Raw genomic sequence first — 12,170 nt, 5'->3', positions numbered from 1 at the left:
GGGCGGGCAAACACGGCGGGCCAGATGCCGCTCATGTCCGGCAAGGCCCGCGCCATGTCGGCATGCTGCGCCGCCTGGGCCAGATCCATGCCCCAGCGCTGCGCCAGCGCAGGGGTGAGCGTGTTCACATTGCCCACCACCATGGGTGATTTGTTCAGGTGGATGGTCTTGATGGGCAGGCGCGTGGTGCCCTCGGGCAGGTCGGCCGCCCTGGAGAACATGCGCAAGCGGATCTCGTCAGCCCCCAGCGTGGCCAGTTCGCGCGGGTCATGGGCGAGGTCCCAGGCAATCAGCTCGTTCTTGTTGGTGGGATGGCTGGCCAGCGGCCACATCACTGCGAGGCAACCGCGCTCCGCAGGGAACATGCCCGAGACATGCAAGAACGGCCGTGCCGTGAGGGCCGTTGCCGGCAGTCGCAACTCGGCGGCAACGCGGTCCTTCTTGTGCAGCGACAGGGCAAAGTCAAACAGCTTGGGGTTGTGCTGACGGATCAACCGCGCCAGCGCAATGGTGGCGCGCACGTCCGACAGCGCATCGTGCGCAGCCTCGTGCAACAGGCCGTTGGCTTTGGACAGATGCTCCAACTTGAAGCTGGGCGTGCCGTCTTCCTTTTTGGGCCAGGCAATGCCGTCCGGCCGCAGCGCATAGGTCATGCGCACCACGTCCAGCAGATCCCACCGGCCGCACTGGTTTTGCCACTCGCGCGCGTAGGGGTCGATGAGGTTGCGCCAGAACATGAAGCGAGTGATCTCGTCATCAAACCGGATGGTGTTGTAGCCCACGCCAATGGTGCCCGGCTGCGCAAATTCGGCCTCGATGCGATTGGCAAAATCGTGCTCGGGCACGCCCTTTTCCAGACACAGCTGCGGCGTGATGCCGGTGATGAGGCAAGACTGCGGGTCTGGCAGATAGTCGTTGGCCGGCTGGCAGTAAAGCATCAGCGGATCGCCGATTTCGTTCAGCGCGGCATCGGTGCGGATGGCCGCAAACTGCGCCGGCCGGTCGCGCCGGGTGTTGGCACCGAAGGTTTCGTAGTCGTGCCAGAGAAAGGTGTGGGGGGCCATGGTCTAGGGGCAAACAAGGGCGAAGGGCCAACTGTAACCGGGTTTAGAGGCTATTTTTGCTCCTAGCGCATACAGATAAAGCGCGAACAGCTATCAAAATAGTAGTGAAAGTGGGTCCAGAGGATTGCCACCACATCACGCCGTGATACACCTGCAACGCTGCACCCGCGCTGCTGCACGGGACAATGGCGCATGCACAGCACCCCAAACGCCCCCTCCAGCTCCTCTCGCCACCGCACTCCCCTCGTGGCGCCACTCTCGCTTGCCACACTGGTGGCGGCCATGGCCCTGGCAGGTTGCGCCTCGGCGCCGGCTTCCGAAAGCCTCCCCGACAGGCTGGCAAAGCCGCAGCCAACGGCCTTGGCGCCTGCGGCCAACAGTGCGCAGGTCTCCGCGCCAGTTGACACGGCTTCCGAAGTACCCCCTGAAGAAGGATTCGACGCCTGGCGCACCGCTTTTTCGAAACAAGCCCTGGCGGCGGGTATCGAGCCCCAAACCGTGCGCGAAGTGCTGGGCAGCACGCAATGGCAACCTCGCGTGGTGGAGCTGGACCGTGCCCAGCCCGAATTCACCCGCACGCCCTGGGCCTACCTGGACAGCGCCGTGTCGCCGCAGCGCATTGCACAGGGCCAGGCCATGCGGGCGGAGCACCACGCCGCACTGGACGCTGCCGCCACTCGCCACGGGGTACCCGCCGCAGTGATCACGGCCATCTGGGGCATGGAGAGCAACTTCGGCAGCAACTTTGGTACCTACCGCGCGGTGGACGCGCTTGCCACGCTGGCTTACGACGGGCGCCGCCGCGCCTGGGCGCAAGCCGAGCTGCTGGCCGCGCTGCGCATCGTGGACCAGGGCGACATCCCGGCCGATCGCATGGTCGGCTCCTGGGCGGGCGCCATGGGGCACACGCAGTTTCTGCCCTCGGTGTTTCTGGCCTACGCCGTGGATGCCGACGGCGACGGCCATCGTGACATCTGGGGCAGCATTGCCGATGTCACGGCGTCCACGGCCCATTTTCTGGCGCGCATGGGCTGGAAAAGCGGCCAGACCTGGGGCGTCGAAGTGCAACTGCCCGCTGGCTTTGACTACGCACGCGCCGAAATCAGCACCCGCCAGAACAGCGCAGCATGGGCGGCAGAAGGCGTTCGCACGCTGGACGGGCAACCCCTGCCCGAGGTGGGTGCGGCCTCCATCATCACGCCCGCAGGAGCACGCGGCCCAGCGTTTTTGGTGGGCACCAATTTCCGCACCATCCTGCGGTACAACAACTCCGTCAACTATGCGCTGGGCGTAGGCCTTCTGGCACGCCAGATCGACGGTGGCCCACCCGTTGCCACGGCGTGGCCCCGCGACATTGCCCCTCTGAATCGCGACCAGCTGCGCCAGCTGCAGGAGGCACTCAATGCAAAGGGTTTTGACGCGGGTGTGTCAGACGGCGTAATGGGCCCGGCAACACGCGCAGGCCTGCGCCGTTTTCAGCAGAGCATCGGCACCGTGGCCGACGGATATCCCACGCACGCGCTGCTTGAGCGGCTACAGGCACCCCGGTAAACAGAGCGCCCGCGCACAGGCGCAGCACCAGTTCAGAACGCTCTGCCACCATAAAAAAAGCCCGGGGTTTGCGCCACGGGCTTTGGGGTGTGTGCCTCGCGATCGCGGCACACCAGCTGCGAGCGGGGTCGTAGCGCAATCAGTCGGCAGTGGCCTCTTCGGGTTCAGCGGGCTCCGACTTGGCCGAGCGCTCTTTCTTGGGCAGCGGCTGGATGTCCAGCATCACTTCGGACGTTTCCACGCCCTTGTCGTCCGTCTTGACCTCGATGTCCACGGTCAGGCGGCCGCCATCCTGCAAGCGGCCAAACAGCAGCTCATCGGCCAGGGCCCGGCGAATGGTGTCCTGGATCAGGCGCTGCATCGGGCGGGCGCCCATCAGCGGATCAAAGCCCTTCTTGGCCAGGTGCTTGCGCAGCGTGTCGGTGAAGGTGACCTCCACCTTCTTCTCGGCCAACTGCGTTTCGAGCTGCAGCAGGAACTTGTCCACCACGCGAAGGATGATCTGCTCGTCGAGCGCCTTGAAGTTGACGATGGCGTCCAGCCGGTTGCGGAACTCAGGCGTGAACAGGCGCTTGATGTCGCCCATTTCGTCGCCCGCCTGCCGGGGGTTGGTGAAGCCAATGGTCGCCTTGTTCATGGTCTCGGCGCCCGCGTTCGTGGTCATGATGATGAGCACGTTGCGGAAGTCGGCCTTGCGCCCGTTGTTGTCGGTCAGCGTACCATGGTCCATTACCTGAAGCAGCACGTTGAAGATGTCCGGGTGCGCCTTCTCGATTTCATCGAGCAGCAGCACGGCGTGCGGCTTCTTGGTGATGGCTTCGGTGAGCAGGCCGCCCTGGTCGAACCCCACATAGCCCGGGGGTGCGCCAATCAGGCGGCTCACGGCATGGCGCTCCATGTACTCCGACATGTCAAAGCGGATCAGTTCGATGCCCATGATGTAGGCCAGCTGCTTGGCCGCCTCGGTCTTGCCGACGCCGGTGGGGCCGCTGAACAGGAACGAGCCGATCGGCTTGTCGCCCTTGCCCAGACCCGAGCGCGCCATCTTGACCGCGCTGGCCAGCACTTCCAGGGCTTTGTCCTGACCGAACACGACGCTTTTCAGGTCGCGCTCCAGCGTCTGCAGCTTGCCGCGGTCGTCGTTGCTGACGTTGGCGGGAGGAATGCGCGCGATCTTGGCCACGATCTCTTCGATCTCGGCCTTGCCGATGGTCTTTTTGCGCTTGCTCGGCACCATGATGCGCTGGGCCGCACCGGCTTCATCGATCACGTCGATGGCCTTGTCGGGCAGGTGGCGGTCGTTGATGTACTTGGCGCTCAGCTCGGCCGCAGCCTGCAGGGCGGCCGCAGCGTATTTCACACTGTGGTGCTCTTCAAAGCGCGACTTCAGGCCCTTCAAGATGTCGATGGTTTCCTGCACCGTGGGCTCGACCACATCCACCTTCTGAAAGCGGCGCGACAACGCGGCGTCTTTCTCAAAGATGCCACGGTATTCCGTGAAGGTGGTGGCGCCAATGCACTTGAGCTGACCGCTGGAAAGCGCCGGCTTGAGCAGGTTGGACGCATCCAGCGTGCCGCCCGACGCAGCGCCGGCACCGATCAGGGTGTGGATCTCGTCGATGAACAGAATGGCATTGGGCTTGTCCTTGAGCGACTTGAGCACGCCCTTGAGGCGCTGCTCAAAATCGCCGCGGTACTTGGTGCCCGCCAGCAGCGCGCCCATGTCGAGCGAATACACCACGGCCTCGGCCAGAATTTCAGGCACGTCGTTTTGCGTGATGCGCCAGGCCAAGCCCTCGGCAATCGCCGTCTTGCCCACGCCGGCCTCGCCCACCAGCAGCGGGTTGTTCTTGCGACGGCGGCAAAGGATCTGGATCGTGCGCTCTACCTCGTAGTGGCGGCCAATCAGCGGGTCGATCTTGCCTTCCTTGGCGAGCTGGTTCAGGTTCTGGGTGAACTGCTCCAGCGGAGACGCTTTCTCACTACGCTCCGAACCGCCGCCCTCCTCGCCTTCGGCCTGGTTCTCGGCCTTGGCGGGCTCTGGCGGCTCGCCCTTTTTGATGCCGTGGGCAATGAAATTGACCACGTCCAGGCGCGTCACGCCCTGCTGGTGCAGGTAGTACACGGCGTGCGAGTCTTTTTCGCCAAAGATGGCCACGAGCACGTTGGCACCGTTGTTATCGAGCAGTGCAAGCAACAGATGCTCCACGGTGATGAACTCGTGGCGCTGCTGGCGGGCCTCAACAAAGGCCATGTGCAAGCTGACTTCCAGTTCCTGGGCAATCATGTGAACTCCTTTGTGCTTGCGTGGAAGAGATAACTGTAGATCGGGACGAGAAACCTGTTATTCAACAGGCTCACTGACGCATTGCAGCGGGTGGCCGGCCTTGAGCGCGGCCTCCAGCACTTGGTCGACCTTGGTGGCGGCCACATCGCGTGAATACACGCCACAGACGCCTTTGCCGTCGAGGTGTATCTTCAGCATGATCTGGGTGGCCTGCTCGCGGTCCTTGCTGAAAAACTCCTGCAGCACCACGATGACGAACTCCATGGGGGTGTAGTCGTCATTGAGCATGACCACCTGGTACATCTGCGGCGGCCGGGTCTTTTGCACGCGTCTTTCGAGCACGACCGAACCGCCATCATCCTTCGCTGGCCGGGTAACGGGCAGCGCGACGGGGGGAGAAGGTGGTTTTGTTGCCATGAAATTCATTCTAGCGACCCGGGAGCATCGCTGCCGACAGTGATATCTGATGACGGCCGGGTGTTTTTCAACCACGTCCAGAGCGCCCACCCAAAAATGCCGGGGTCACTCATAGATCACAACGGCCGAGCTCGTGCCCACCTGGGCGCTCCAGGCTGCCAGTGCCGCGTCCGTGGGATAAAACCGGCTGGCATCGCCCAGTTGCAGTTCGGCCACCGCAGCGCCCTGCTCTGCGACACAGCGCACGCCCATGCGCACGCGCAGTCCATGCAGCACAGTGCCCTGCTCCGACTCTTCACGGCAGGGCGGAAACTCCTGCACCAGTCGCGGCACTTCGGGGGATTTGTCCCCCACCACCACATGGAGGTATTTGCCAAACCGTGCGCGTGCACCGGCCATATCCCAAACCTGCTGAACCTTCACGCGCAGCCCCCCGCTGAAATGGTCCAGCTGCAGGCGCCCCATCATCACCACAAACTCGTCTTCCTTGAGCTGGTTGCGGTAGGTATTGAGCAGGGCTTCGTCGGCCGATGCCTCGATCACGCCCGACTTATCGTCCAGCCGGAACAAGCCCAGCTTGCCCCGCTGGCCGTTGATCACCCGGAAATCGCTGACGATGCCCGCAAGAATCTGGGGCTCGCGGCTGTCCAGCAATTCGTCGATCTGGGTGCGAACAAAGCGACGCACCTCTTGCGCCACCTCGTCGAAAAGATGGCCCGACAGATAAAAACCCACGGCCGTTTTTTCCTGGGTGAGGCGCTCCTTGATGCCCCAGGGAACCGCGTCCACCAGGTCAGGCTCCTGCGTGCTCGATCCGTGGGCGTCGTCGCCCATCATGTCGAACAGCCCACCCTGGTTGACATTGGCCAGCGTGGCCGCGGCAAAGTCAAAGGCTCGGTCAATCGACGCGACCATGGCAGCACGATTGAGGTTGAGTGAATCAAAGGCCCCCGCCTTGATGAGCGCTTCGACCGTGCGTTTGTTCAGGCGCGCCTTGTCCACCCGCACGCAAAAATCAAACAGACTCTTGAACGGACCCGTGGTGGAGCCCTGCGGCCCCTGGCCCCGCCCATCACGGGCTGCAACGATGGCATCGATGGCATGCTGGCCCGTGCCCTTGACCGCCCCAAGACCGTAGCGAATGACTTTGTCGGTCACGGGCTCGAAACGGTAAGTACCGCGGTTGACGTCCGGCGCCTCGAATGTCAGACCAAAATTCTTCTGCGCATCTTCGAACAGCACCTTGAGCTTGTCGGTGTCATCCATTTCCACCGTCATGTTGGCGCAAAAGAACTCGGCCGTGTAGTGCACCTTGAGCCAGCCCGTGTGGTAGGCCAGCAGCGAATAGGCGGCCGCGTGAGACTTGTTGAAGCCGTAGCCCGCGAACTTCTCCATCAGGTCGAACACCTCGTCGGCCTTCTGCTCGCTGATGTTCTTTTCTGCCGCCCCTTTGCGGAAAATGGCGCGGTGCTCGGCCATTTCCTCTGCCTTCTTCTTGCCCATCGCCCGGCGCAGCATGTCGGCACCACCGAGCGAGTAGCCCCCCAGCACCTGGGCGGTCTGCATCACCTGCTCCTGGTACACCATGATCCCGTAGGTCTCTGACAGCACCTTTTCGACCAGTGGATGGGGGTATTCCACCACTTCCTTGCCGTGTTTGCGGTTCACGAAGCTCGGAATCAGGTCCATCGGGCCCGGGCGGTACAGGGCGTTCAGGGCAATCAGGTCTTCCAGGCGGCTGGGCCGGGCTTCGCGCAGCATGCCCTGCATGCCGCGGCTTTCAAACTGGAACACCGCCTCCGTCTTGCCATCGGAGAAGAGCTTGTAGGTAGGCCCGTCATCGAGGGGAATGGTCTCGAAACTGAAATTCTCCTGGCCCTTGTGGCGCTTCATGATGAATTCGCGCGCTATCTCCAGAATGGTCAGGGTTGCCAGACCCAAAAAATCGAACTTCACCAGGCCGATGGCCTCCACGTCGTCCTTGTCGTACTGGCTCACGGCCGATTCACTGCCCGGCTGCTGGTACAGGGGACAAAAATCCGTCAGCTTGCCGGGTGCAATCAGCACACCGCCGGCATGCATGCCGATATTGCGCGTCAAGCCCTCCAGCTTTTGCGCCATTTCGATGACGGTCTTGACGTCTTCTTCCTTTTGCACCCGCTCTGCCAGCAGGGGCTCCAGCTCCAGGGCGTAGTTGTTCTTGTCGCCCTCTTTCTTGGGATTGGGCGGGTAGGCCAGTGTGTAGGACTGCCCCGGTTTGTTGGGCACCAGCTTGGAAATGCCGTCGCAAAACATATAGCTCATGTCCATCACCCGCCCCACGTCACGGATGGCGGCTTTGGCGGCCATGGTACCGAAGGTGGCGATCTGGCTCACCGCGTCCTTGCCGTATTTGTCCTTTACGTAGTCGATCACACGGTCGCGGTTCGCCTGGCAAAAGTCAATGTCGAAGTCGGGCATCGACACACGCTCGGGATTCAAAAACCGTTCGAACAGCAGGTTGTATTCAAGCGGATCCAGATCGGTGATCTTGAGCGCATAGGCCACCAGAGACCCCGCACCTGAGCCCCGGCCAGGCCCCACGGGGCAACCGTGGGTCTTGGCCCACTGAATAAAGTCGCCCACAATCAAAAAGTAGCCCGGAAACCCCATCTTGAGAATGGTGTTGAGCTCGAACTCGAGCCGTTCCACATAGCGCGGCCGCTGCGCATTGCGTTTGGCTTCGTCGGGGAATAGCAGCCTGAGGCGGTCTTCCAGCCCCTCAAACGAAACATGGCGGAAGTAATCCTCCACTGACAGCACCTGCCCGTTCACGGGTGGGATGGGAAAATTGGGCAATTGCGGCTTGCCCAGCACCAGGCTGATGTTGCAACGGCGGGCAATTTCCACCGAATTGGCCAGGGCGGCAGGCAAGTCTTCAAACAGCGCCTGCATTTGCGCCGACGACTTGAAATACTGTTCGCGCGTGAACTTGCGCACACGCCGCTGGTTGCCCAGAATTTCGCCCTCGGAGATGCAGACCCGGGCCTCATGGGCCTCGTAGTCGTCGGCGGTGGCGAACTGCACGGGATGCGTGGCGACCACCGGCAGATTGAGCCGAGCCGCCAGCTGCACTGCAGCCACGACATGGGCCTCGTCGTCGGCGCGTCCCGCCCGTTGCACCTCCATATAAAAACGGTGCGGGAAGATACCGGCCAGCCGGAGCGCCAGGTGCGCCGCACCAGCATCATCGCCTTTCATGAGGGCTTGCCCCACTGGCCCCGCCTGGGCCCCGGCGATAGCGATCAACCCTTCGCCCAGCTCCTGCAACCACTCCCAGGTGCAAATGGCCTGGGCTTTGACCACGTTGCGGGTCCAGGCGCGCGCCAGCAATTCAGACAGATTCAGGTAACCCCGGTGCCCCTGCACCAGCAGCAATATGCGCGACGGCGCCGCTCCGGCCTCGCCTTCCACGAACACTTCGGCGCCCAGAATCGGCTTGACGCCCTTGCCGCGCATTTCCTTGTAGAACTTGATGGCACCAAAAAGGTTGCTGAGATCGGTAATGGCCAATGCGGGCTGGCCATCCTTGGCCGCTGCCTTGGCCAACTCATCGATGCGATTGGTGCCGTCAACGACGGAGAACTCGGTGTGCAGGCGAAGGTGAACAAACATGGGCCCCATTGTAGGAAGCCCCACCTGGTCCGGCATCGAAAATGACCCGATTCAGCGCGCAAAGCTCGGCAGCGTGCGTCGGTACAATGCCAGCGTCGGTCCAGGTTCTGTCGCAGGCCAAGCCGCACCCTATCGGTGCGGCAACCTTTACAGCCCCTCACAAGACACACGTTCACCTTTAGCCTGAAAGCTGCCTGCAATGCTGCGTGCCTCACTGCCTTTTATCACTGCCCTGCTGACCGCCGGCCTGCTTGCGGGCTGCTCGAGCACTCCGGAAGACAAGACAGCGGGCTGGAGCCCTAACCGCATTTACTCGGAAGCCAAGGACGAACTCAACAGCGGTGCTTTCGACAAGGCGGTGCCATTGCTCGAAAAGCTGGAAGGCCGCGCAGCAGGCACTCCCTTGGCCCAGCAGGCCCAGCTGGACAAGGCCTATGCGCAGTACAAGGCTGGCGAAAAGGCACAGGCCATCGCCACGCTCGATCGCTTCATGAAGCTTCACCCGGCCAGCCCGGCACTGGATTACGCGCTCTACCTGAAAGGCCTGGTCAACTTCAACGACAACCTGGGTCTTTTTTCCTGGATCTCCCAGCAGGACCTGTCCGAACGCGATCAGAAAGCTGCCAAGGACTCCTTTGAGTCGTTCAGCGAACTGGCCACGCGTTTCCCTGACTCCCGCTATGCCAAAGACGCTCGCCAGCGCATGACCTACATCGTCAATTCGCTGGCCCAGTATGAGGTGCACGTCGCCCGCTATTACTTCCAGCGCGGCGCTTATGTGGCAGCCATTGGCCGCGCGCAGGCCGCGCTGGCCGATTACCAGGGTGTGCCCGCACTCGAAGAGGCGCTTTACATCCTGATCCAGTCCTACGATGCCCTCGGAATGACCCAGCTGCGCGACGACGCACGCCGGGTCATGCAGTCTTCCTATCCCCAAGGCGTTTACGCCACGGGCACCGTCAAGGCAAAGTCCAATCCTTGGTGGAAGTTCTGGTAAGCGCATCCAGCGCGGCCTCAAACTCCTCAGGACTTTCAAGAACACGCATGGGAGGCAATGCGCGCATCAGCCGCTTGCCGTAGCCCATGGTCACCAGCCGCGTGTCGCACACGACCAGCACGCCCCGGTCCGATTCCCGCCGTATCAGCCGCCCCGCACCTTGCTTGAGTGCCACAGCGGCCTCGGGCACCGCAAGCATCTGAAACGAACGCCCACCGGCGACCTCAATGCGTTGACTGCGCGCCTCCATCAGCGGATCGCCGGGCGCAGGAAAGGGCAACTTGTCGATGATGACCAGCTGCAAGGCGTCGCCTGGGACATCAAAACCTTCCCAGAATGAGGCCGAGGCCACCAGCAGGCAGCCGCGCCCGCCGCTTGTCGCCCCCTCGCGAAAGCGTTCCATCAGATGGCGCTTTGGCCAGTCCCCCTGCACCAGCACTTCAAGCCCTTCAGTGCTGCTGAAACGGTCTTTCAGAATATCCCCAATCACCCGCAAAGCCTTAAGGGTTGTAGTCAACACCAGCGTGCGCCCGCCAAGGCGGTCTGCAGCGGCCCCCGACAACCGGGCTACAGCGATGCTGTGCGCGGGATCAGAAGGCTTTGGCACATGCCGCGGCACATACAACGCGGCCTGGGAGGCATAGTCGAACGGGCTTTCCACGCGCAAGATCTCAGCATCCTGCAGGCCACAGCGCTCGGTGAACCACGTCAGTCCGGCGTCGTCGCCCAGGGTTGCAGACGTGAAAATCCAGGCCCGCCCAGCATGCTGCGACGGCGCGGGCCACTCGTCGCCTTCGCCTTCGCAAGCTTCGGCAGGAGCCGCCAGCAACCGGGTTTGCATGGCCTGCGCAATATCGAGCGGCGATTCCACCAGCCGCAATTGCCCACCTGCCTCTACCCAGCGCACCGCATCCGGGCTGCAGGGTGCTGCAAAGCGTCCCAGGCGCGCCAGAATCTCCGAGCCGCGCTCATACAGGCGCATGAGGTCCGGGGATGTTTCGCTGAACGGGTCCAGTGTTTCCAGGGCTTGTGCACAGGCAAGAGATACCCGTCGAAAGGCCTCGTGCCAGCCGCCGGGTGCAACCGTTTCTGGCACATCCCCGAGCCAGCGCAGCTTGGCGCCTGGCACGCCCGGCCCCACGGCAATCCGCAAATCGGCAGCGGCCTGCTCCATGCGGCCCGCCACCATGTTCCAGTCGGTCAAACCACGGGCATGCTGCAAACCAGCGGTCAGAATGTCACGGGAGAAATCCAGCAGTTGCCCCGTGGTCAGGTGCATGCCCATGAATTGCACACCGATTTCATTGATCTGGTGCGCCTCGTCAAACACCACGACCCGCACGGTTGGCAACAACTCGGCCATGCCCGACTCCCGCACGGCCACATCGGCAAAGAACAAATGGTGGTTGACCACCACCACATCCGCCGCCAGCGCTTCACGCCGTGCGAGGTTGACGTGGCACTGGCGAAAACGCGGGCACGAGGCCCCCAGGCAGTTGTCGCGGGTGGAGGTAACCAGCGCAATGACGGGCGAGCGCTCGTCGAGACCCGGCAGTTCCGCCAGATCCCCCGAGCGCGTGCTGTGCGACCACACCTCTACCTTGGCCAGCACCCGCTGAATGGTGCGGTCGTGCAGCTCAACATCCTGGCGGGCCTGTTCCATCCGGTGCAGGCACAGGTAGCTGCCACGCCCTTTCAGCAGGGCCGTGCGCACCGGCAAGGCCAGCGCAGAAACCAATTGGGGGAGATCCCGGGCAAAGAGCTGGTCCTGCAAGGCCTTGGTGGCCGTGGACAGCAAGACACGCTCTCCGCTGAGCAGCGCCGGGACCAGGTACGCGAATGTTTTGCCAACACCCGTACCCGCTTCCACCACCAGGGCGCCACCCTGCACAATGGTTCGGGCCACCGCTTCGGCCATGCGGATCTGGCCATCTCGCGCAAGGTAGTGCGACCCCATCTGCGCCAGCACCCCTTGGGGCTCAAATACCGCGTGCACGGCTTCCAGCAGGCTCATCACGCAGGCTCTTGGGGCTGGAGCGCGCGCGCGAAACAGCCGATTGCGCTGCGCAACGCCATGCGGCGGTTCTTCAGGCGCCTGCGCAAAACGTCGTCTGGCGGCTGTTCTTGCGGGCCCTCATCGATGCGCACGTTCAATACGGCAGGGGCCATACGCAAAACAATCAACGGACGAGGCAAGGAG

Annotated in this window: 7 protein-coding genes; 2 read left to right on the top strand and 5 right to left on the bottom strand. The window is 62.9% G+C overall.

Going from position 1 to position 12,170, the window contains the following annotated elements:
- Window positions 1-1,064: exodeoxyribonuclease I (gene sbcB / locus DTW89_RS10290; RefSeq protein ID WP_114655873.1), on the bottom strand; the 1,064-nt coding region annotated here is incomplete at its 3' end.
- Window positions 1,065-1,256: 192 nt separating this feature from the next.
- Here sbcB and DTW89_RS10285 point away from each other — a divergent pair.
- A complete protein-coding gene (locus DTW89_RS10285) occupies window positions 1,257-2,615 on the top strand; it encodes a lytic murein transglycosylase (protein ID WP_201740985.1) in 1,359 nt (452 codons plus the stop codon).
- 139 nt (window positions 2,616-2,754) lie between these two features.
- Here the strand turns inward: DTW89_RS10285 and clpA are convergent, their stop codons facing one another.
- The 3 genes from clpA to dnaE all read right to left on the bottom strand — a co-directional run bounded on the left by clpA (window position 2,755) and on the right by dnaE (window position 8,973).
- The gene (gene clpA, locus DTW89_RS10280; protein WP_114655871.1) at window positions 2,755-4,902 is read right to left on the bottom strand and encodes an ATP-dependent Clp protease ATP-binding subunit ClpA; all 2,148 of its coding nucleotides are present in this window, start codon (window positions 4,900-4,902) and stop codon (window positions 2,755-2,757) included.
- A 57-nt stretch (window positions 4,903-4,959) separates the two neighbouring features.
- Window positions 4,960-5,328, bottom strand: coding sequence for an ATP-dependent Clp protease adapter ClpS (gene clpS, locus DTW89_RS10275; protein ID WP_114655870.1), 369 nt, complete (start codon window positions 5,326-5,328; stop codon window positions 4,960-4,962).
- Window positions 5,329-5,424: 96 nt separating this feature from the next.
- Entirely contained in the window at window positions 5,425-8,973 is a 3,549-nt protein-coding gene (dnaE, locus tag DTW89_RS10270) for a DNA polymerase III subunit alpha (RefSeq protein WP_114655874.1), read from the bottom strand.
- Between the two features lie 199 nt (window positions 8,974-9,172).
- Between dnaE and DTW89_RS10265 the strand changes: the two genes are divergently transcribed.
- Complete coding sequence (locus DTW89_RS10265) at window positions 9,173-9,970, top strand: outer membrane protein assembly factor BamD (RefSeq protein ID WP_111866590.1); 798 nt, start codon at window positions 9,173-9,175, stop codon at window positions 9,968-9,970.
- On the opposite strand, the gene DTW89_RS10260 is transcribed toward DTW89_RS10265, so the two are convergent.
- Window positions 9,933-11,984 (bottom strand): ATP-dependent DNA helicase, encoded by a 2,052-nt coding sequence (locus DTW89_RS10260; RefSeq protein ID WP_114655869.1) that lies wholly within the window; start codon window positions 11,982-11,984, stop codon window positions 9,933-9,935. The genes DTW89_RS10265 and DTW89_RS10260 overlap by 38 nt on opposite strands.
- Window positions 11,985-12,170 lie beyond the last annotated feature (186 nt).

This window comes from Acidovorax sp. BoFeN1, from assembly GCF_003345135.1.
GTDB lineage: Bacteria > Pseudomonadota > Gammaproteobacteria > Burkholderiales > Burkholderiaceae_C > Acidovorax > Acidovorax defluvii.
This window is presented reverse-complemented; position numbering and strand designations above follow the sequence as displayed.

What these genes read in the sequence shown, in the direction of transcription:
- DTW89_RS10285 (WP_201740985.1), top strand. Translation starts at nt 1,257, where the DNA reads ATGCACAGCACCCCAAACGCCCCCTCCAGCTCCTCTCGCCACCGCACT.
- clpA (WP_114655871.1), bottom strand. Translation starts at nt 4,902, where the DNA reads ATGATTGCCCAGGAACTGGAAGTCAGCTTGCACATGGCCTTTGTTGAG.
- clpS (WP_114655870.1), bottom strand. Translation starts at nt 5,328, where the DNA reads ATGAATTTCATGGCAACAAAACCACCTTCTCCCCCCGTCGCGCTGCCC.
- dnaE (WP_114655874.1), bottom strand. Translation starts at nt 8,973, where the DNA reads ATGTTTGTTCACCTTCGCCTGCACACCGAGTTCTCCGTCGTTGACGGC.
- DTW89_RS10265 (WP_111866590.1), top strand. Translation starts at nt 9,173, where the DNA reads ATGCTGCGTGCCTCACTGCCTTTTATCACTGCCCTGCTGACCGCCGGC.
- DTW89_RS10260 (WP_114655869.1), bottom strand. Translation starts at nt 11,984, where the DNA reads ATGAGCCTGCTGGAAGCCGTGCACGCGGTATTTGAGCCCCAAGGGGTG.